This is a genomic window from Marinobacter sp. (genome assembly GCF_041984545.1).
Classification (GTDB): Bacteria; Pseudomonadota; Gammaproteobacteria; order Pseudomonadales; family Oleiphilaceae; genus Marinobacter.
In genome coordinates this window covers 45,984-66,828 of record NZ_JBHIXV010000004.1, presented here as the reverse complement: position 1 = coordinate 66,828, position 20,845 = coordinate 45,984, and the positions used below count along the sequence as shown (strand labels likewise).

General features: G+C 55.9%; 20 protein-coding genes and 1 pseudogene. 13 read left to right on the top strand and 8 right to left on the bottom strand.

What is annotated here, in order from left to right:
• Nucleotides 1-44: 44 nt before the first annotated feature.
• From ACFC20_RS02965 to cysQ, 3 genes are all read right to left on the bottom strand, one after another.
• Nucleotides 45-1,526 (bottom strand): capsule assembly Wzi family protein, encoded by a 1,482-nt coding sequence (locus ACFC20_RS02965; RefSeq protein ID WP_375191690.1) that lies wholly within the window; start codon nucleotides 1,524-1,526, stop codon nucleotides 45-47.
• 219 nt (nucleotides 1,527-1,745) lie between these two features.
• Nucleotides 1,746-2,228, bottom strand: a complete 483-nt coding sequence (gene rfaH, locus ACFC20_RS02960) for a transcription/translation regulatory transformer protein RfaH (protein WP_375191689.1) — start codon at nucleotides 2,226-2,228, stop codon at nucleotides 1,746-1,748.
• Nucleotides 2,229-2,385: 157 nt separating this feature from the next.
• Entirely contained in the window at nucleotides 2,386-3,174 is a 789-nt protein-coding gene (gene cysQ, locus ACFC20_RS02955) for a 3'(2'),5'-bisphosphate nucleotidase CysQ (protein ID WP_375191688.1), read from the bottom strand.
• A 95-nt stretch (nucleotides 3,175-3,269) separates the two neighbouring features.
• Here cysQ and ACFC20_RS02950 point away from each other — a divergent pair.
• A pseudogene (locus tag ACFC20_RS02950) lies at nucleotides 3,270-3,374 on the top strand (MBL fold metallo-hydrolase); the annotation flags it as partial.
• A 52-nt stretch (nucleotides 3,375-3,426) separates the two neighbouring features.
• On the opposite strand, the gene ACFC20_RS02945 reads toward ACFC20_RS02950, so the two are convergent.
• Nucleotides 3,427-3,753: a nucleotidyltransferase family protein gene (locus tag ACFC20_RS02945; RefSeq protein ID WP_375191687.1), complete on the bottom strand. Its 327-nt coding sequence runs from the start codon at nucleotides 3,751-3,753 to the stop codon at nucleotides 3,427-3,429.
• Nucleotides 3,740-4,168 carry a nucleotidyltransferase substrate binding protein gene (locus ACFC20_RS02940; protein ID WP_375191686.1) on the bottom strand — a complete coding sequence of 143 codons (429 nt, stop codon included), beginning with the start codon at nucleotides 4,166-4,168 and terminating at the stop codon, nucleotides 3,740-3,742. Before ACFC20_RS02940 ends, ACFC20_RS02945 begins: the two co-directional genes overlap by 14 nt.
• Before the next feature lie 256 nt (nucleotides 4,169-4,424).
• On the opposite strand from ACFC20_RS02940, the gene ACFC20_RS02935 reads away from it, so the two are divergent.
• The 3 genes from ACFC20_RS02935 to ACFC20_RS02925 all read left to right on the top strand — a co-directional run bounded on the left by ACFC20_RS02935 (nucleotide 4,425) and on the right by ACFC20_RS02925 (nucleotide 7,480).
• Nucleotides 4,425-4,673, top strand: coding sequence for a helix-turn-helix domain-containing protein (locus ACFC20_RS02935; RefSeq protein WP_375191685.1), 249 nt, complete (start codon nucleotides 4,425-4,427; stop codon nucleotides 4,671-4,673).
• A 3-nt stretch (nucleotides 4,674-4,676) separates the two neighbouring features.
• Nucleotides 4,677-5,987, top strand: a complete 1,311-nt coding sequence (locus ACFC20_RS02930; protein WP_375191684.1) for a type II toxin-antitoxin system HipA family toxin — start codon at nucleotides 4,677-4,679, stop codon at nucleotides 5,985-5,987.
• Between the two features lie 131 nt (nucleotides 5,988-6,118).
• The gene (locus ACFC20_RS02925) at nucleotides 6,119-7,480 is read left to right on the top strand and encodes an MBL fold metallo-hydrolase (RefSeq protein WP_375191683.1); all 1,362 of its coding nucleotides are present in this window, start codon (nucleotides 6,119-6,121) and stop codon (nucleotides 7,478-7,480) included.
• Between the two features lie 139 nt (nucleotides 7,481-7,619).
• Here the strand turns inward: ACFC20_RS02925 and ACFC20_RS02920 are convergent, their stop codons facing one another.
• The 3 genes from ACFC20_RS02920 to ACFC20_RS02910 form a co-directional block, all read right to left on the bottom strand.
• Complete coding sequence (locus ACFC20_RS02920; RefSeq protein ID WP_375191682.1) at nucleotides 7,620-8,063, bottom strand: pilin; 444 nt, start codon at nucleotides 8,061-8,063, stop codon at nucleotides 7,620-7,622.
• A 139-nt stretch (nucleotides 8,064-8,202) separates the two neighbouring features.
• The gene (locus tag ACFC20_RS02915; protein WP_375191681.1) at nucleotides 8,203-10,032 is read right to left on the bottom strand and encodes an O-antigen ligase family protein; all 1,830 of its coding nucleotides are present in this window, start codon (nucleotides 10,030-10,032) and stop codon (nucleotides 8,203-8,205) included.
• A gap of 87 nt (nucleotides 10,033-10,119) precedes the next feature.
• Nucleotides 10,120-10,590 (bottom strand): pilin, encoded by a 471-nt coding sequence (locus ACFC20_RS02910; protein ID WP_375191680.1) that lies wholly within the window; start codon nucleotides 10,588-10,590, stop codon nucleotides 10,120-10,122.
• Nucleotides 10,591-10,997: 407 nt separating this feature from the next.
• Here ACFC20_RS02910 and pilB point away from each other — a divergent pair, with 407 nt between their 5' ends.
• From pilB to ACFC20_RS02865, 9 genes are all read left to right on the top strand, one after another.
• Nucleotides 10,998-12,713: a type IV-A pilus assembly ATPase PilB gene (gene pilB, locus ACFC20_RS02905; protein ID WP_375191679.1), complete on the top strand. Its 1,716-nt coding sequence runs from the start codon at nucleotides 10,998-11,000 to the stop codon at nucleotides 12,711-12,713.
• 2 nt (nucleotides 12,714-12,715) lie between these two features.
• The gene (locus ACFC20_RS02900) at nucleotides 12,716-13,936 is read left to right on the top strand and encodes a type II secretion system F family protein (RefSeq protein WP_375191678.1); all 1,221 of its coding nucleotides are present in this window, start codon (nucleotides 12,716-12,718) and stop codon (nucleotides 13,934-13,936) included.
• Between the two features lie 71 nt (nucleotides 13,937-14,007).
• Nucleotides 14,008-14,883, top strand: coding sequence for a prepilin peptidase (locus ACFC20_RS02895; protein ID WP_375191677.1), 876 nt, complete (start codon nucleotides 14,008-14,010; stop codon nucleotides 14,881-14,883).
• 111 nt (nucleotides 14,884-14,994) lie between these two features.
• Nucleotides 14,995-15,672, top strand: a complete 678-nt coding sequence (gene coaE / locus ACFC20_RS02890; protein ID WP_375191676.1) for a dephospho-CoA kinase — start codon at nucleotides 14,995-14,997, stop codon at nucleotides 15,670-15,672.
• On the top strand, nucleotides 15,665-16,759 hold the full coding sequence (locus ACFC20_RS02885) for a hypothetical protein (RefSeq protein WP_375191675.1): 1,095 nt from the start codon (nucleotides 15,665-15,667) through the stop codon (nucleotides 16,757-16,759). Before coaE ends, ACFC20_RS02885 begins: the two co-directional genes overlap by 8 nt.
• Entirely contained in the window at nucleotides 16,759-17,502 is a 744-nt protein-coding gene (tsaA, locus tag ACFC20_RS02880) for a tRNA (N6-threonylcarbamoyladenosine(37)-N6)-methyltransferase TrmO (RefSeq protein WP_375191674.1), read from the top strand. The genes ACFC20_RS02885 and tsaA overlap by 1 nt, the downstream gene beginning before the upstream one ends.
• A 157-nt stretch (nucleotides 17,503-17,659) precedes the next feature.
• Nucleotides 17,660-19,903, top strand: a complete 2,244-nt coding sequence (locus ACFC20_RS02875) for a response regulator (RefSeq protein WP_375191761.1) — start codon at nucleotides 17,660-17,662, stop codon at nucleotides 19,901-19,903.
• Nucleotides 19,904-19,955: 52 nt separating this feature from the next.
• Nucleotides 19,956-20,144 (top strand): DNA gyrase inhibitor YacG, encoded by a 189-nt coding sequence (gene yacG / locus ACFC20_RS02870; protein WP_375191673.1) that lies wholly within the window; start codon nucleotides 19,956-19,958, stop codon nucleotides 20,142-20,144.
• Nucleotides 20,145-20,264: 120 nt separating this feature from the next.
• Nucleotides 20,265-20,822 (top strand): YfaZ family outer membrane protein, encoded by a 558-nt coding sequence (locus tag ACFC20_RS02865; protein WP_091986609.1) that lies wholly within the window; start codon nucleotides 20,265-20,267, stop codon nucleotides 20,820-20,822.
• The last annotated feature ends 23 nt before the right edge of the window (nucleotides 20,823-20,845 follow it).

The following is a 20,845-nucleotide window of genomic DNA, read 5'->3' as shown; positions in this document are numbered from 1 at the left end:
GTTGGTGTTCCGGTTTTGGGTGTTGAATTTTTTGCGCTCAGCCGTCAGAAGCGATAGGTCCATTCTGCGCCAAGAGACCATTGGTCCTTTTCGCCGCTGAGGTATTCAATCTTCTTGTCGGTAGCCTGGAGGTTCAGGTTCAACCAGCCATTAAATAGCTCGGCACCGTATCCGAGGTTCAGGATAGCCACGTTCTGTTCCCGTGCCGGTACGGTATAGAAAACCTCGTCCGTTTTGATAACCGTGCGGTTGCCACCATCCTTGTTCAGGTTGGCGTAGGTTACCTTTGCGCTGAGATTGGAGCCGTCGTCAAAAAAGTTGTATGCACCCAGGGTAACGGCTTCGGCATCACCATCGAAGCTGGCACCCTGGCTGCGCCCGTAATAACGGTAGCCGGTGCGGTACCGGGAGTGATCGTAGGTGATGTTGGGCATGGCATCGCCCGGGAAGTCGTCGGCCAGGGTGTTGATGTATTCGGCAAACCATTGCTGGTCATGGCCAAACAGCTGGCTGGTCATGTCTACGCCAAACAGCCAGGATTTGCGGGCCGGAAATGCCCCGGCCTCGTCCTCACCCATCATCTGGGCATAGATACCCATGGTTTGCTGGCCCACCGCAAAACCATAACGGGCGTCTATACTGCCAAGCTGGTTGCCAGGGTCATTCTGTTCGAGCTGGCCGTTGTCTCTGCCAATCAGGGCATTCCAGAGTGTGGAAGCATTTTCTGGTCGCCCTTCGCCACCAAACATGATGGCGCGCGAAAGGCCGATATCAAGTCCGCTCACGGGTCGAAACGTAAAACGCATGCCGATCAGCTTTGCATCCGGCACTGCCCTGTCACTCTCGTATTGCCCTGCAAATGCGGTGAGCTGCCAGGGGCCCAGCCATTGCAGCCAATGGGTTTCCGGTGCGAAGGCGCTGGCCCGGTTCAGCCAGAGTGCAGGAATCGGGCGGGCGTTGCTGGAGAGGATCAGGCTGGATTGCCAGCCGGGCCCCCACCACCGATCAATTGCACCAATGCCGAACACCCAGTTGCCTGCAGTTGCCGCCAGGTAGGAGCCATCAAGGCGTAACTCTTCTCCGTCATCGGGGTTGTGGGCATAGCCAGGCTTGAGCCCGAACGCCCAATGCTCCCCCTGCCATTGCACATTGGCTGCGACTCCGGCCTGCGCCCGCGGGCCCTGATCAAAGCCGCTGATACCGGTAACCTCGCTGCTTGCGTATAGGCGATACTCGCCGCGAAACCCCTGCTTTGCCAGCTGCTCCCCCTCGAACCGAAGATAGGCGGCCGCCATTCCCACCGCGTTCTGGTCACCGGAAACACCGGATGGCATAGCCTCTTGAACAGCACTCCACATCAGCGGCCAGGTCGTTACGGTACGATTCATATGGCCACGGTCAGCCAGTTTCTGGGCTGCAAAGCGCGCCCGGGGATCACCGGGGGAAAGCCAGGGTGCGCCCGCTACGGAAAGGCTGATCAGGCACGCTACCGCCCCACCGACCAGGGCCCAGTGTTTTGAGGTCATAGAGAAAGAAGGTTTTTTAAAGCGACAGGAAACAGGTAACTAAGGAGGGAACAGCAGAATCCCAACAGCGTCCTTGTCGGTGGATGAATGTTCTGTTTCAGAAGAGAGCGTATTCTACGGCTACGCGCATGACAAGCAAGTGACAAATGCCGGGAAACCCGGGTTTGCGGGAAGATAAGCCGCAAACAATTGTTAAATCATTTGGAATGCAACTATACGCTACGGTTTATTCAGGGCAGAGACCGGAACCGTAACCCGCTGCTGCTTCTGCATGAAGCTGATCAATACAATGGCGCGCTCTTCGCCGTCGTAAGCTTCGAAGATGGCACTGATTCCCTCAAACGGGCCCTCATTCAGCTCTACAGCCTGCCCGGGCTTGATACCGCCCTGTTCTGCCACGGTGTCCAGGCTCTCCCGGATGTGCCGGATAACGTCATCACCCACGGCGGCGGGCTTGTTGGCGAAACCTACAATCCTCAACACGCCGCGTGTTGAGCGCAGTTTTGCCCATCTGGGATCGGTTTGTTCCAGGTTTACAAACAGGTAGCCCGGAAACAACGGCTCAAGTTTCTTTGTGCGCTTGCCGGCTTTGACCTTCTCTACGGTGATCTTGGGGTAGAAGCAGGGGATCTCCTGATTCTGAAGATGCTGGAGAGCCCGATCGCCCTGGGCGGGTTTGTGTTGGAGTGCGTACCATGTCATGGGCGGTGAATGTAACAACTCTCCGAATTGTTGGAATAGGGGTTTAACGCATTTTGAAGTTGTAGTGCTTTTTTGGCCACGGACGCTCACGGACGAAAAAAAGAAGATAAAAAGGCTTTTGTCCGTGTGAGTCCGTGAGGGTCCGTGGCTAAAAAACTCACCTTCCTGGGCCACCCACATCACGATACCAGCCTCCAGAGGCAACAAAATGCGGGTTCAGCACATCCTCTTTACCGTACCGCAATGGCCTGCCTTCAAGCGTTTCCACTTTGCCGCCAGCGGCGATTAGCACGACCTGGGAAGCACCGGTATCCCACTCGCAGGTTGGCCCCAGGCGCGGATAGATATCAGCGTGGCCTTCCGCTATCCGGCAAAACTTCAGCGAACTTCCGGCCTGCACCAGCTCGTGCTCACCAAGCTTCTCAATGAACTCACGTGTTTCCGGATTGAGATGATTCTTGCTCGCCACCACCCGCTTAACCGATCTTGGCTCTGCCACCTCGATGCGGTGTACCTTCCCTGAGCGATCCCGCTTGTATGCGCCCTCACCTTTCACACCCCAGTAGGCTTCTTTCAATGCCGGCGCGGTGACCACCCCCAGAACAGGCTCGCCATCTTCGATCAGCGCAATGTTGACCGTGAACTCGCCGGTACGCTGGGTGAAGTCCTTGGTGCCATCGATGGGATCAACCAGCCAGAAGCGTCGCCAGTGCTTGCGCTCCTCCCAGGGAATGTCTTTGCCTTCTTCGGAGAGGATGGGAATATCCCGGCTGATGGCTCGCAGACCTTGGGTGATGATGTCATGGGCTGCGGTGTCTGCCGCTGTAATGGGCGAATCGTCGGCCTTGTAGCTCACTCTAAAGTCCGACTGGTAGATATGCAGGACTCGCTCGCTGGCCTCATCAGCAACTTTTATGACGTCGGGGAGAATCGAGGCGAAATCCATAAGGTATGTTTCCTGCTTCAGATCAAGATGTTATGACCTATGATAAGTCATAGTAGCACTCAGCACACAAACTGCGGGAGAAACAGTACCATTGGATGGACGCCGCCACGATTGATGCGGTGGTTCTGACTCACGCCCATATCGACCACTCAGGTTATTTGCCTGCGCTGGTGAATGGCGCGGATTCCGTAAAAATTCATGGAGGTTTTGGCCAAGCTCGGGGTCAGAAGAAGCTTTCTTCTGACCCCGATTTCAGACAACCCTAACACCCACACGCTGCACGTGCTCAAGCAACTCATCGTTTTCGACTTGGTGTTCAAGAGCCAGGTCCACTTTCCAGGGTAAAAGCAGATCATCAATCTCGGCCTCGATCTGAACGAACTCGCTCCAGGAGATGTCCGGCGCGATAAGCATTAGATCAATGTCGGAATTCGGGCGGAAATTGCCTTTGGCCCGGGAGCCATACAACACAACACGCTGGACCTGGGGATGATTCAGGAAAACACGCCGGAGGTCCTGAAAAACATAGTCGGGCAGGCCTATTGAACGACCCTCTGCGGTAGACTCAGCCAAAGCCATGCTTTCTCGCCTGTTCATGCATTCGTTGCTGGAACCCCGAAAAGAGCGGGTGGTATAGCGCCAGAATATTCTTCAGTATTTCCCGTGCAGTTTCTTCGTTATAGGTATGAGAGGTGCGGTTCCGGTCTTTGAGCATCTGCATCCACTGCTCGCCCTCGTCAATCAGGCCATTGGCGAACGCCTCCCGAATAGCATCTCTCGAGCCGGTAATTCCCGAGTTACCCTGCCACCGGAAATAATCACGGATGACATTCCATGCAAGCTCGTAAGTGTATTCAAAGGCCTGAATAACTCCCTGTTTTTCAAGCTCTGAAAGCGCACGGGTCTGGCTTAGGGCCACTGCTTCATCCAACTGCCGGTAGGCCTTTTCAAAATTGCTAAGGCGTTGCAGCCACCTGATATCCTTGTCAACCATGCCTTACTATCTCGTTGATGTTTGAGATTTAAGACTAGCATACCAATCCAGCTTCGAGCTCAGCCGCTTCTCCTGGCCGAAGCGGTTTAGAGAACGGTACACCCCTGTGATAAATATCGCTGGCCTCTTCTGGCCCGAGAGTGCCGTCGCCTTAGGGCAGCTATAAGCGCCATCAACGCTTACCCTTTATACCGGATAAATTGACATAATCCGACATAGGGGATAATTTGTCGGTATCCGCCAGAGGGAATAATTGATGAAGATCACCTCGCCAGAGGCGCTCGCAGAGGCGCTTAAAAGCGCACGAAAACGCAAAGCCCTGACCCAGCAGGTCGTCGCCGAGGAAATTGGCGTAAAGCAGGCTACGGTCTCCAGTTTTGAAAATCATCCTGAGCGTACCCGTGTGGAAACACTGTTCAAACTGCTCGCCGCCATGAATCTGGAGCTGCGTGTGGTGGAACGCGGGAAACCGGAGCCAGGGGCGGCATGGGACCAGGAGTGGTAAACCGTGCCTGACTTGACGGTGGCAATGAACGGCATACCTGTTGGCGTGTTACAACGGGCCCAATCCGGCGCGATGGCGTTCCGATATAGTCGGGATTGGCTTGAAAGACCGGGAGCTCGTGCACTGTCATTGTCATTGCCACTTTCGCCGTCGCGGTACCAGGGGGAAGTCGTTTTTAACTTTTTCGACAACCTGCTACCGGATTCGGCAGCCATCCGGGCAAGGATTCAAGCGCGGTTCAGGTCACCCTCTCAGCATCCATTCGACCTGCTCTCGAGTATCGGCCGTGACTGCATTGGCGCAGTACAGCTGTACCCTGAAACCACGAAGATCCCAGACGTTCGCTCTGTAAAGGCCACACCACTCGCTGAGTCGGATGTCGCCTCACTGCTGGCGCACTATCAAGACAGCCATTTTCAACTCTCGGGGGAGCAGGATTTCCGGATTTCGCTCGCGGGCGTGCAGGAAAAAACCGCGCTGTTGTGGCACCGAAACCAATGGTGTCTTCCCTCCGCTAGCACGCCAACCAGTCACATCTTCAAATTGCCGATTGGCTTTTTGGGAAATAGCAATATCGACTTGCGACAGAGTAGTGAAAACGAGTGGCTGTGCCTGCGCGTCCTCAAAGCATATGGTTTGCCAGCGGCCAACGCCGAATTGGCGCGATTCGGCGAGCAAGGCGTCCTGGTTGTAGAGCGGTTTGATCGTAAATGGTCGAGCGACGGCTCCTGGCTGATGCGGCTGCCACAAGAGGACCTTTGCCAATCCCTCGGTGTGGCTCCTGCGCTGAAATACGAGAGTGACGGTGGCCCTGGTATCGCTGATTGCATGAGGCTATTGCTGGGCTCGCAATCGCCCGCTCACGACAGGGAGCTTTTTTTCAAAGCCCAGCTGGTTTTCTGGCTTCTTGCGGCGATTGATGGGCACGCCAAGAACTTCAGCGTGTTCCTCGAGCCGGGTTCGGCATATCGGATGACGCCACTTTACGACGTGATATCCGCCCATCCGTTGTTTGATCAAGGCAGCCTGGTTCCCGAGCGCGCCAAAATGGCAATGTCACTCAAGGGTCGACACAAGCATTACCACTGGGCCCGGATTCAGCCAAGGCACTTTATCAGCACTGCAAAATCTGTTGGGTTTCCCGCCGAGCTGGTGTTGCGCCTTGCCGAAGACCTTGCAAAGAAAACCGGCACTGTGATTCAGTCTCTCGAAGCGGAATTGCCGGCGGGGTTTCCGGCGCAGGTCAGTGACCCCATTTTCAGCGGTCTCGACCATCAGGTTCAGAAACTCAAGCTATATGTTGAGGGTTTCTAACCAGGCGAAGCTGATGTCGCCCTGGCTTGGCCCGGATTGATCCGGTAACGCCGGCACCTGCTTCAGATCAATCGTTTGTGAGCTATCCTGTGTGATACTGGCTCCACATTCAGATGATCCAGGGATAACCAATGAAACTTCGCTTCCTCGGCGGCACAGGCACGGTTACCGGCTCGCGCTACCTGATTTCCGACGACAAACATCGGTTGCTCGTGGACTGCGGCATGTATCAGGGCGTAAAGACCCTGCGGAAGCGGAACTGGGCGAAGTTTCCGGTGGATCCTGCAACGATTGATGCAGTGGTTCTGACCCACGCCCATATCGACCACTCAGGTTATCTGCCAGCGCTGGTCAAGAACGGATTCAAGGGCAAGATCTATTGCACCAAAGCAACCCATGAGTTGTGCGGGGTACTGCTGCCGGACGCCGGCTTTCTGCAGGAAGAGGACGCCAAGTATGCGTTCCGAAAAAAGTTCTCCAAGCATGAAAAGCCTGAACCGCTCTTCACCGAAAAAGACGCCCGGGAAGCACTGAAACATTTCGAGTCGCTGCATTACCACGAGGCTTTGGAGCCCGTGAAAGGGTTCCAGGTAACCTTTACACCAGCAGGACACATCCTCGGTTCGTCCTGCGTGCATGTCCACCACCGCGAAAGCGCCCGAACGGTCGTATTCAGTGGCGATGTCGGGCGCCAGAACGACATCATCATGCGGCCGCCAGAACCCCTGCAAAAGGCCGAGGTACTGATATGCGAATCCACCTACGGCGACCGGGCCCACAGTGATATCGACCCCGAGTCCGAGTTGGCCAGCATCATCACGCGAACGGCCGGCCGCGGCGGCATTGTTCTTCTGCCCGCCTTCGCGGTGGGCCGCGCCCAGATGCTGTTGTATGTGATTCACAAGATCATGGGCGAAGGCAGAATCCCGCAACTGCCGGTGTTCCTCAATAGCCCCATGGCCATCAAGGCGACGGAGATCTTCTGCAAGCATCACAAGGAACACAAACTGAATGCTGCGCAATGCGAACTGATCGACGACAAAACGGAGTTTGTCCGCACGGTGGAGGAATCCATCGAGCTCGATGCCGTGCGTTACCCCTGCGTAATTATTTCAGCAAGTGGCATGGCCAGCGGCGGGCGGGTACTGCACCACCTGAAAACCCTACTACCTAACCCGCGTAACAGTATTGTGTTTGCGGGTTTCCAGGCCCCCGGAACCCGTGGGGATGCATTGGTGAATGGTGCGGAATCGGTCAAGATCCATGGAGAATACTGGCCGGTGAAGGCGGAGATTCATAACCTGGATTCGCTCTCGGCCCATGGGGATTACAACGAGATTCTGGCCTGGCTGGAGCAAGGTACCCTGAAGCCCGAGAAGGTGTATGTGACGCACGGGGAAATGGTGGCCAGTGATGTTATGCGTAAGCGGATTCGGGAAAAGTTTGGTTGGGATGCGGAGGTGCCGGAGTTGTTTGAGGAGGTGGAGGTTTAGGCCACGGACGCTCACGGACAAAAGCCAAAAGAATTCTGTTTTTCTTTTCCGTCTGTGAGCGTCCGTGAGTGTCCGTGGCAAAAAAATCACTAACCGGAAGCCTAGGGGGGGGGCAGGAGAATGCTACCCGCTCCCATCTTCACAAGACAGTACACCCGGCTGGCCGATAGGCATCTTTCCAATGGCTCGCCGCACTCTTATCAATCTCACACGCCCAGGTACCTGACGCATCACGCTCAAAACGCAGGATAACGCCCGCCAGGGATGGATGGGCATTGCCGCCCATGGTCACCTGGAGGTGACCAGATCCGTCAGGATTGGCGACACCGATGTCAGTGGCAGGATTACCGCTGGTGAGGCCGGAGGCAACGTAACCAAGCTCGGAATTACTAACGGCTCCGCTACCAGAAAGCTGGACCTCGAACGCAGACTTATAGGTCGCCAACTCACTGACGGCTCTGTTTACCTGAGATTTCAGGACATTGCTTTGATAGAGCGGTATCGCGACCGCAGCCAGTATGCCGATGATTGCAACGGCTATCATAAGTTCGATTAAAGAGAAGCCCTTGACTTTTCCGTACATCAGATAATGTTAGCCATGTTGTTCGGTTATCAAAGTAGTCATTTCTTACCCAATACAGATTACTCTACGGTTGAAGACAACTACTAAAAAAGCCATGTCTAGCGCTCGTAAATCATAGTCAATCCAATTCATGAAATACTCAGTTCAATAATTGAATGTATAGCTTTACCGCTTCAGCTTCCTGTATTCGACCCGACGACCGGAGCGCACCTTCAAGCGCCTCGAATAACATTCTACTTTCGCTTTGTAAAACTTCCTTGAAACGAATCCGGTCAATTCCAGCATTCAGAACATCGATAGCTTGGTCGCTGTTCCCTTTCCAAATTAGAGCTTCGGCAAGTACGATCCTGGCCCGCTCGCAATCAGGTGCCTCTAGCAATATGTCACGAAGAACATCAACAGACCTCTCTTTCTCTTCGATAGCCCAATAAAGGCGTGCCTTTGCAGTGGATTGAAGACAGTTTGGATGTTTGAAGCTCCGTTGATCGTTAATTAATGAAATCGTATTCTGCGCAAGCTCATGACCTAAATCCATATCCTCCATTGAAACAGCTGTATTCGTCTCGGAAACGACCAAATAGTCTGAAATATCTGTATTAAGTGGAGAAAAATATGAATACGCTAGCACTGTATAATATGAATCTCGCGCCAAAGAGGGTGGTATGTACGTCCTTGCAGATTGGGCAATAGTTTCCCGCGCAAGCCTATCTACAACCGAAGATGTTATAGAAAATGTACCAAGGACAAAAATCAAACCCAACGGAAAACGGTAGACTGTACGATTCAACCACTGCTTTCTGAAGACTATGGACTTTACCTTGATAAATTCAACAGCTCCAATGCCTAAAAAAGCCCCTAATATAAAAGCAAACAATGGATGATAGAAAATAAAATTAACGAGCGCATGTGAGGCTATCACAAACAGAACCAATATAATCATGATTCCTTTAACCCGTCGTTCACCCACAGCCCCATTAAATACTGAAACAAAAATCTTGAAACAAACAATGCAAGGGAAAGTCACAACGACTAGGAAAGGGATAAGCCCCAACTCCAGCAGCAATTGAAGAAAGTCGTTATGAACAAAAAAACCAACAGATCCAATCTCAGTCAGCTCACGAACAGAAGGATAAAGTAGAGAAAAGGTTCCCAAGCCTGACCCAAACCAAGGGGACTCAGCAAAGAGGCGAGCACTTGAAGCCCAAAGATCCAATCGATAACCAAAAGATTCTGTACGATTGAATGGATTTATATTTTCACTGACTTGTGAGGATAGAACCCAGTCCGATAGAAAATATGCAACTACTAAGATTGGCAAAAATGCGATTACTGGCGCTCTATACTTTCTATCTACAGAGAAAAACACGAACAAGAGCGACAAAGACATGATCAAAATTGCGGCCCGGGATTGCATCACAAATATCGAAAAAACCAAAAAAGCAACGGCAACCCAGGCGCCAGGATTGCGTTTACGTCCAGACAAAAGAATAAACTCGGTAAGAACTAAGACTCCAATCACTGAAAGATTCGCTGCCATATTAGCATCCGCAAATAGGCCACCATTTCTGCCCATCCAGAAAATCGACATGTATGCCGTATAGGCGGAATTAGCCAATGCGATAGATAGAACTGAAATCTTGAACGCCCGGAAGAAGTTCTCTCTGCCATTCCTGAGAAAAATGATAAATCCGATTGGTATCAGGCTTAAGGAACACGCTGTCCAGAAAGAGACCCACGGCCACTGACTGGCCGCAACAGTCAGAAAAAGGGCTGAAAACGCCACCCAGGCGCCCAACTCCAGAGTCGTTATTTGCCTAAAGTTTCTAAAACAGGAAAGGATTATGGCTGCTACAGACCAGAATGTAGAAAGCCAGATAGCGTCATAGGGGATGGATTGAAAGCCTGCTAGAACCGCGAGAGCGACACACAAGAGTGTCTCAGGAATTCCCAGTTTTTTGGCATTACTCATGTGTTAGACCCGGACGGAACTTCTCCAAAAAACAAGGGGCCATCGATGGCCCCTTGTTCATTAACGCTTCGTACCGCTACTTTTAGGTTACGGAGTTGCTGACGGGGTTCCAGAAGTGCAGCTAGCAGGAATGTACTCTGCATTAACGTTGGTGACACAAGACCAACTGCCCTGAGTAGTCCGCTCGATACCGATCAGGTCACCATTGAGAATCGCGGCAGCATCTTGGCCGAAGGTAGCAATAATCGCACCTGCGCCCGCATTGGCACCAGAAGAAATGAAAGAAATCGTTGTCGGTACGTCGTTTTGCATCAGGTTAGATGAAGTCATACCAATCTGAGTAGCGGTGGTCGGGAATGTGCCACGGTTCAGTTGCTCTTCAACCGCAGTTTTAGCGGCAGAGATTTCACCGAGAACACGGTTAACCTGCGAACGAGCAATATAATCCTGATACTGCGGAATAGCGATCGCAGCCAGGATACCAATGATCGCAACAACGATCATCAGTTCGATCAGGGTGAAACCCTTCTGAGCGTGATTGATTTGAATGTTCTTCATTATTCGACCTCTGTGTTTGTCGTTGATCAACTCTTACTGGCCCGGGCCCGGTGGAGTCACGCCCCGTGACCGGTGGTTTGAGCCTGCAATGCCCGATGCATTGGTTGTGCCAACATTCATGGGTGGCTGGATTCAGGAAAATAGCCCCTCTTAATCAAGGCCCTGCAAGCCTTTGTGACGCGCTTCACATATGAAATTTCAGGCGCTCTGCCTGCCCGCAGGCGTCAAAGGGTGACGTTTTTGGTCACATTCACATGGTTTGGGTGGTGGGTGGTGAAAGGGCCGATGAAAGCGTTCTTCTGCCTCCTGGCTGGTCTGTCTTTCCAAATGCCTGCTGGCCATCTAAACTCAACGCCATTGACTCAACATTCGTATCAGACACTTAGGCTGCGCTCTTTACTTCATTTATGTCGACTAACAGAAGCAACATCACGCTCACAGGCCTCGCACGGCGATTCGTGGACGATGGCCTGCTGGACGAGGCCACGGCCAAAGACGCGTTCCTGCAGGCGTCGCAGAATCGCATTCCACTGATCACCTACCTCACCCAGAACAACCTGGCGAACAGCTCGAAGCTCGCCTTTTCCGCCGCCATGGAGTTTGGTGTCTCGGTTCTCGATCTTTCGGCCCTACTGCCGGAAATGATGCCGGAGAAGGTGGTCGACGAGAAGCTGATCCGGAAGCACAACGCGCTGCCGATCTACAAGCGGGGCAATCGCCTCTATATTGCGGTTTCCGACCCCACCAATATCCAGGCCCTGGATGAGATCAAGTTCAATACCGGGCTGAGTACCGATGCGGTACTGGTGGATGACGCCAAACTGCGTGAAGCCATCGACAAGTATCTGGAATCCCAGGACACCTCCATGGGGGACCTGGAGGATGCGGACCTCGAGGGTGTTGAAACCGAAGGTGGCGAACAGGAAGACGACGGAGCCGTTGCCACCAGCGAGGTGGACGATGCTCCCATCGTCAAGTATGTGAACAAGATGCTGCTGGACGCCATCCGTGGCGGTGCTTCGGATATCCATTTTGAGCCCTACGAGAAGATCTATCGGGTGCGGTACCGTACCGACGGCATCCTCAAGGAGGTTTCCCGGCCTTCCATCAAGCTGGCCCCGAAGATTTCCGCGCGGGTGAAGATCATGGCGCAGCTGGATATCTCCGAGCGACGTGTTCCCCAGGATGGCCGCATCAAGATGAAGCTGTCCAAGACCAAGGCCATTGATTTCCGGGTGAATACCCTACCCACCCTCTGGGGTGAGAAGATCGTTCTGCGGATTCTCGACCCCAGCCAGGCGAAGCTCGGCATTGATGTGCTGGGTTACGAGGAAGACCAGAAGCAGCTGTACCTGGAAGCCCTGGAGCAGCCCCAGGGCATGATTCTGGTGACCGGGCCCACAGGCTCCGGTAAAACAGTGTCGCTCTATACCGGCCTGAATATCCTGAACACCAACGAGCGCAATATTTCGACAGCGGAAGACCCGGCGGAAATCAACCTGGAGGGCATCAACCAGGTGAACGTGAACACCCGGGTGGGCCTTGGGTTTGCGGAAGCCCTGCGGGCGTTCCTGCGCCAGGATCCGGACATCATCATGGTGGGTGAGATCCGGGATCTGGAAACCGCCAACATTGCCATCAAGGCGGCACAGACGGGCCACCTGGTGCTCTCTACCCTGCACACCAATAGCGCTGCGGAAACCCTCACACGGATGATGAACATGGGCGTGCCCGCCTTCAACATTGCCACGTCGGTGAGCCTGATCATTGCCCAGCGTCTGGGCCGGCGGCTCTGTTCTTCCTGTAAGCAGCCGGCGGATGTTCCCCATGACGTGCTTTTAAAGGAGGGGTTCACACAAGAACAAATTGATACAGGCTTCACGTTGTACCGCCCCAAGGGCTGTGATAAATGCAATGGAGGATACAAGGGCCGCGTTGGTATCTACGAGGTGGTCCGGATTACCGACGAGCTGGCGAACATGATTATGGAAGAGGCCAGCTCCATCAAAATTGCAAAACAGGCTCAGGCAGAAGGCTTCCGCAATTTGCGCCAGTCCGCCTTGTTGAAGGTGATTGAGGGCGTAACCAGCCTTGAGGAAGCCAACCGCGTGACGAAGGATTAAGCATGGCAGAGAAAGCACAGAAGCTGGAATCGTACGTTTGGGAAGGAAAAGACCGGAAGGGCAATAAATCCAAGGGCGAGTTGACCGGTTCCAACCTGGCCCTGGTGAAGGCGCAGCTGCGCAAGCAGGGCATTATTCCGGACAAGGTCAAGAAAAAGCCCAAGCCACTGTTCGGCGGCAGCAAGAAGATCACGCCGTTCGATATCGCCATGCTCACGCGGCAACTGGCGACCATGATGAAAGCCGGTGTGCCACTGGTTCAGAGCTTTGACATTGTTGCCGACGGCCTGGAGAACAAGGGGCTGCAGGAACTGGTGATGGCCATCCGCAATGACATCTCCTCCGGTACCAGTTTTGCCGGCGCCCTGCGCAAGCACCCCAAGCACTTTGACGATCTTTACTGCAACCTGGTGGACTCGGGCGAGAAGGCCGGTGCCCTGGAAGCCATGCTCGACCGGATTGCAACCTACCTTGAGAAAACCGAGCTGCTCAAGAAGAAGGTCAAGAAGGCCATGACCTACCCCATTGCGGTTATTGTGGTGGCCATTGTCGTTACCGCCATTTTGCTGGTGAAAGTGGTGCCCCAGTTCGAAAGCCTATTCCAGGGTTTTGGAGCCGAGTTGCCGGTATTTACCCAGATGGTGGTCAACCTCTCGGAGTGGCTGCAGAGCTGGTGGTTTGTGGTGTTGCTCTCGATTGTGGGTACCATCTTCCTGTTCCGGGAGGCCAAACGGCGCTCCCAGAAGTTCTCCGATGTGGTGGACAAGTACGTGCTGAAGCTGCCGGTGGTGGGTGAAATCCTCGACAAATCCGCCGTTGCCAAGTTCGGGCGTGTTCTCTCGACCACCTTCGCCGCCGGTGTTCCGCTGGTAGATGCCCTTGAGTCGGTCGCCGGAGCCACCGGGAACGCGGTGTATCGCGATGCGATCGGCCGAATCAAGATGGATGTTTCCAGCGGTACCCAGCTGCAGGCGTCCATGCGCCAGCAGGATATCTTCCCGGTGATGGCTGTGCAGTTAACGGCCATTGGTGAAGAATCCGGTAACCTCGATGAGATGCTGGCCAAGGTTGCCGAGCACTACGAGGCTGTGGTTGACGACATGGTGGACAACCTCACCGCCCTGATGGAGCCGATGATTATGGCTGTTCTGGGTGTTCTGGTTGGCGGCTTGATCATCGCCATGTACCTGCCCATCTTCCAGATGGGTCAGGTTGTTGGGTAAGCACCTCCCCCTCTCCCCAACCCCTCTCCCGCAAGGGGAGAGGGGCTAAATACTGAAAACTGAGCGAATTGATGTTAAGTCTCGATACTTTTCTTGCCACACCCTGGCTCCTGTACCTGACCATATCCCTGTTCTCCCTCTGCATAGGCAGCTTCCTCAACGTCGTCATCCTCCGCCTGCCCAAAATGATGCACCAGGACTGGCGCTGTCAGTGCGAAGAGTTTTTGGAGATCCCGGAGAAGCAACGCAAACACGAAGAAACCACCACCCTGTCGAAACCTGCCTCCACCTGCCCCTCCTGCGGCCATGGCATCCGGGCCTGGGAGAATATTCCGGTGGTGAGCTATCTGGTGCTGGGGGGCAAGTGTGCCTCGTGCAAGGCGCGGATTTCGCCCCGTTACCCGATGATTGAAGCGGTAACCACGATTTTTTCGGTGGCTACGGTTGTTTTGCTTGGGCCAACGGAGGCCTCGCTCTGGGCGCTGCTGCTGGTCTGGTCGCTGATTGCGCTGACGGTGATCGATTTTGATTCCCAGCTGTTGCCCGATAGCATCACCCTGCCGCTGATGTGGCTGGGGCTGGTGCTGAACTATTTCGGGATGCTGACGGATTTCTCCAGTGCTTTCTGGGGCGCGGTGGCGGGCTATCTCTCGCTCTGGTCGGTGTACTGGCTGTTCAAGATCGCGACGGGCAAGGAAGGCATGGGCCATGGCGATTTCAAGCTGCTGGCGGCGCTGGGGGCCTGGCTGGGCTGGCAGCTGTTGCCGGCGGTGATTCTGCTGTCTTCGGTTGTGGGCGCGGTTGTGGGTATCAGCCTGATGGTGTTCAAGAAGCACGGGCGTGAGGTGCCGATTCCTTTTGGTCCGTATCTGGCGACTGCGGGCTTGATTTGCCTGTGGTTTGGCCCTGAGATTCAGACTTTCTGGTTTGGCTTCCTGGGAGTTTAGGCCTTGCGTCGGATTACGCTTTGCTAATCCGACCTACGGGGGCTTACTGAATCAGTGTAGGTCGGATTAGGCAAAGCCGTAATCCGACAAGACTTTCAACTGGGATATTAAATGACAATTGTAGGCCTCACCGGCGGTATTGGTTCCGGCAAATCCACGGTGGCACGGATGTTCGGAGAGCTGGGTGTGCACTGGGTGGATGCGGATGACGTGGCCCGTGAAGTGGTGGAACCCGGCACACCTGCGCTTGCGCGGATTGCCGAGCATTTCGGGGACGAGATCCTGACGACTGACGGGGCATTGGATCGGGCACAGCTTCGGGGCATTGTTTTTGAAAAGCCGGAGGAGCGGAAGTGGCTTGAAGGGTTGTTGCATCCGGTTATTCGGGATGAGCTTATTAGGCAATTAAAGAGCCCCCTCTCCCCTGGCCCCTCTCCCGCGGGGGGAGAGGGGAAGGTTTGCTCTCGCCCCTCTGCCCATGCAGGAGAGGGGAAGGTTTGTTCTAGTCCCTATGTTTTGCTGGTTTCGCCCCTGCTGCTTGAGACCGACCAGCATGAACTTGTGGACCGCATTGTAGTCATTGATGTACCCGAGGAAACTCAGATCGCCCGCACCATGGCCCGCGACACCAACAGCCGGGAACAGGTAGAGCGGATCATTGCTGCCCAGATGCCCCGGGCGAAACGGCTTGAGCGGGCGGATGCGGTGATTGATAATGATCGGCCCATGGATGAGGTCGAACGTCAGGTTCGCGACCTGCATGAACGGTTAATGGTGGACTTTGGCTGACAGTTCTTTACGCGCCTGGCATGCAGGCCTGCTGGCGTATCTCGCTCTCGCATTTCCTTCTGTTACGCACGCCGCCGAGCCGGTCTTCGAGGTTCAGGAACGCTCCGTGGCAGACATTCTGTCCCCCTCACGCCTGCCCATCGGTTTTTTTACCTTTGAGCCGGATGAGTACTGGGCCGAGCCCCGGGATTCCTATTGGCTGAAGTTCAGTAACTGGGTCCTGCGTCAGGAGCGCATCCAGAGCCCGAAGGTCCAGTCCCTCGGGCAATGGGCCGACAGAACACTCTCCGGAAGCGAGCGGAGCCTGCCCAACAATGAAAGTTACCTGCGCTTGGGCTTTGCCACCGAATCCGAGTACGGCAACCCGGCCCAGTTCGCGCCCGAGGCCCGGTTTCGGTTGGATATCCCCACAACCGAACGCAAACTGCGGCTGGTTATCGAGAGCCAGAGTGACGAACTGATTCCCCTCGGCGAGCGCCAGCGCGACCGCCAACTAACCGAACCCGAGCGGTCCGATACCGAAGCCACCGGCGCTCTTCGCTACCTCACCCGTATCGGCGACGCCATTAACTTCTCCAGTGATGTGGGTGTACGTCTGCGGTTACCGCCGGATGCCTTCTGGAGAGCCACGGCGGAAAAGCGGTGGCGAGTGGATGAGAACTGGATCGTTAACGCCCAACAGCGCTTCTATTATTTCCATCAGGACGGCTGGGGCGAACGCACCTGGATAGGAGCCGGAAGGCCAATCTGGAATGCCTGGTATTTCCGCTCATCCTCGGAGCTTGAGTGGGTTCATCGGGACAAGAAATTTGTCGCCGCGCAGATTTTCAGCCTGCGCAAACAGATGAACAACCGACTGATTGTAACTCCCCGAATCGGCGTGCTCGGCGAGAGCAAGCCGGCATGGCGCACAACTTCGGCCTTCGGTGACGTCACCTTCCGCTACCGCCTGCACAGCAACTGGCTGTTTGCAGAGCTGATTCCGGCCCTGGAGTTCGCGAGGGAGGACAGTTTCAAGGATCGGGCGTCACTGATTTTCCGGGTTGAGATGTTTTTCTCCGGCGTTATTAAGGAAGATCGTTTCTGATGCCAAGACACCCCTCAAGGCCTGCCGCCGAGGCGCTTACGCTGACCCCGGTGGCAATTACCCGCTCCTGTTTTCGTGACAAGTTTGGCGTGCCACGCCAGCCTGGGCTTACCCGCCATGCCCGGGCCGACCTGGTCATACAGGCTCCGTTTGATCGCGAGGACGCCTTCCGGGGCCTGGACACAGCCAGCCACCTGTGGCTCACGTTCCAGTTTCACCAAGCCGTGCGAGCCGAGTGGCGGCCCGTGGTCAGGCCCCCGCGCCTCGGAGGCAACCGCAAGATGGGTGTGTTTGCCAGTCGTTCGCCCTTCCGCCCCAACAGCCTGGGGCTGTCGGTGGTTCGCAATGAGGGTCTGGTTCGAGGGAACGATGAGCTGATTCTTCGCATCAGCGACCACGATCTGATCGAAGGCACGCCGATTCTCGATATCAAACCCTACCTGCCGTTTGCCGATTCGGTACCCGAGGCAACGCTCGGCTGGGCCGACTCGCCCCCCACGGAGAGACTGGCAGTGGTCTTTCTGCCCCAGGCCGAAACACAGCTCGCCGGGCTGCCGCCGGATCGTTACCCCGAACTGAGGGCGCTGATCGAAGATGTGGTCGCCTACGATCCACGCCCGTCCTTTCGTCGGGGCCGCGATGAAGAACGCATTTACGGTGCCCACCTGTACGATCTGAACGTGCGGTTCAGGTTCGTAAATGGCCCATCACAGAAGCGTGTCGAAGTGCTAACGGTCTGTTAGACTCTCACTGTTCAGTTTGTAGCCGACACAGGGAACAGGTGCCTTGCCTTTAACATGGTTGTTCAGACGATTTGGAATACGGCCCTTGGCGGCGCGGCTACTGGCCTACGTGCTCCTGTTCAGTGTCGTACTTTCGCTGGTGGCGACCGGCGTCCAGATGATCGGCGATTTCGAGCGCCGGAAAGATGAACTGCTGAGCTCCCAGGCCAAGGCAGTCGAGCTGGTGTCTGGCAGCATGAGCAACAACATCTGGCTGATGAATTTCAGCGAGGTGGCCAACAGCCTGGACGACATGAAGGCGGTGCCGGCCATCCAGTATGCCCGCGTGGTCACCTCCACCGGCGAGGCTTTCAGTACCGGCACCTATCCCGAGGGCCGGGTTATCTCCCAAACCTTTCCGCTGGTGTTCGACCGTTCCAACGTACGCCCTCCGGAGGACGTCGGTACCCTCACAGTCACATCCTCCGTCGACCAGATCTATTCAGAGCTGCGCAACCGGGCCCTGCTGAACCTGCTGTTCCAGTCTATTGTGGTGATGCTGGGCACCCTGGGGCTGCTGATTATTGTGCGCCTCACCCTGTCACGGCATCTGGAGGCCATGGCCGATTACGCCGCCCGACTGAATCTCGATGCCCTGATCGACCCGCTCAAGCTCAAGCGCAAGGCGCCACGAACACCCGACGAGCTTTCCGAGCTCGAACAGGCGCTCAACAAGATGCGCCTGCAGATTCTTGAAGACACCCGCTCCCTGCGCCAGACCACCCTCCAGTCCCAAGGCGAACGGGATGAGGCCATCCGTGCCAATCACGCCAAGAACCAGTTCCTGGCAAATGTCAGCCACGAACTTCGTATTCCCCTGCAATCGGTGCTCGGCTACGCCAACCTGCTCACCGACACGCCCCTGGACCAGGAACAACGGGAATACGTGCACACTCTGTTGAGCGCTTCGGAAAGCCTCTCTGCCATCATCAACGATCTGCTGGACATCTCCAGCATGGAAGCCGGCAAGCTGGTGCTGGACGAGATTCCCTTTGATCTGCGGGAAACCCTCAACGATCTGGTGCACATGCTGGGTGCCCGGGCCCGGGAAAAGGGGCTGGCCCTGGAGCTGCGCGTCGACGAGAACCTGCCCTGGGCCCTGAAGGGCGATCCGGTTCGCATTCGCCAGATCCTGCTCAATCTCACTTCCAACGCCATCAAATTCACCGATTCCGGCCATGTGCTCATCAGCATCGAGGTGCTCGGGCGCCGGGACGACCGGGCCCGCATCCGCCTCGCTGTCGAAGACACTGGTGTGGGCATCAACCCGGAAGACGTGCCCCTGGTGTATGAGCCTTACGTGCAACTGGGGCAGCAGTTCCAGCGCCAGCTGCCCGGGGCTGGCCTGGGTCTGACCATCTGTCGGCAACTGGTGAATCTGATGGACGGCTCCATGGACCTGGAAAGCCGGCCGGGCGAGGGGTCTACCTTCTGGATGGAGCTGACGCTCCCGGTCGCTCCGGAAAGCGCCGCCCGGGTGCGACCCGACACCCGAATGGTGAAAAACCGCCGGATACTGGTGGTGGATTCCTACGAACTTTCGCGCAAGATCACCCTCGAGATGCTGTCCCGTCACGACGTGCATATCGAGGCGGTGAGATCCGCTGGCGAGGCGCTGACCTCACTGCGCACGGCCTTTGACGGGCAGCAGCCATTCGATGCCATCATCCTGGATGGCTTTGTGCCAGACATGGACAGCGACCTCCTGTGCCGGCAGATCCGGAGCAATCCGCTCTGGGCCGATATGCGCCTGCTGATTCTGTCCTCCAACCCTCAGCGGGGCGACGCCGAGCATTTTCGCCAGGCAGGTGCCGATGCGTTTCTGAGCAAATCCCTGCGGGAATCCTGCCTGACACCCATTCTGAATCAACTGTTTGCCGATGCCGGCCGGGAAGAGCGGCGGTTCCTCACCCGGTTCTCCCTGCAGTCGGTGTCCGACACCGCCCGCCGCCGGGAGCTGCCGTGCGGTCGAATGAAGGTGCTCTTGGTGGAGGACAACCCGGTCAATCGAACCCTTACGCGACGGCTGCTGGAAAAACTCGGCTGCGACGTGATGACGGCCAACGATGGCGAGGCCGCGGCCAGTCTCTGGCAGTGGCACCCGTTTGATCTGGTGTTCATGGACTGTGTGATGCCTCGCATGGACGGCTTTGAAGCCACCCGCCGGCTCCGGGAGTGGGAGAAAGCCCACAACCGGCCCCGCACACCCGTGGTCGCCCTGACCGCCAGCGCCATGGAGGAGGACGAGGAGCGCTGTCGCCGTTGCGGCATGGATTCTTTCGTTGCCAAGCCTGTCAATATTGAAATGCTGCGGGCAGTACTGGAACAATACTGCAAGGCATCGGCCACGCCCTCCGAGTGAGGCGCCGATAGTCAGTGACTTCCATTGTTCTTTTCAACCGACCAAGGCTGCCATGAACGTTGAATGCCCGACCTGCAAGAAATCTGTGGAGTGGACCGACGCCAATCCCTGGCGCCCCTTCTGTTCCGAGCGCTGCAAACTGATTGACCTGGGCGCCTGGGCCAATGAGGAATACCGGGTACCCGCGGAAAACGCATCGCCGGAGGATCTCGACCAGGGCGGAGAAACCACCCGCCACTGAGTGCCCGCCGACCGCTCCAAAACGCTCAAGTTAACGCGGACTTACTGCCATTTAAGTTGAGTGGTGCCGAACGCCCCGTTAACATACCGGCAATCTGTCCATAACCAAGAAGGTGTACGTATGAAAGCGACCCGGATTTCCCTGATGCTTCTCTCACTGGCGGCTGCTCCGGCTTTCGCGGGTGATGTCGATCTGAGCCTGACCAACGACTCAGTCAAGGGTCAGGTAAACTTCTTCGGCAGCAACAACGACCTGCAATTGGGTACCGGTTACACCTACCACGAGGGCGGGCGCGACATCTTCAACGCGGACTTCCACGCCCAGGGCCGCACAGCCATCGGTAACCTGCCCACCACCGCCGGCATCGGCATGCGCGGCATCTACTGGGACCAGAACCGCGCCGATGGCGGTGCCGTTGGCCTTGGCGGGTTCGCCACCGTGAACATCCCCCGGGTGCCAGGCCTGTCCTTTACCGGCGGCCTGCACTACGCGCCCAGCATTTTGTCGTTCGGTGACTCCGATGATATGACCAGCCTCGAACTGCGCGGCAGCTATCGTGTGATCCGCAACGCCGAGCTGTTCGCCGGCTACCGTTACCTGAACACCGAAATTGAAGGAACCAATCGGGACGTAAACCTCGACGAGGGCGTTATGGCTGGCATGAAGATCTTCTTCTAAGCAACACCTTACACGGGCGCCCG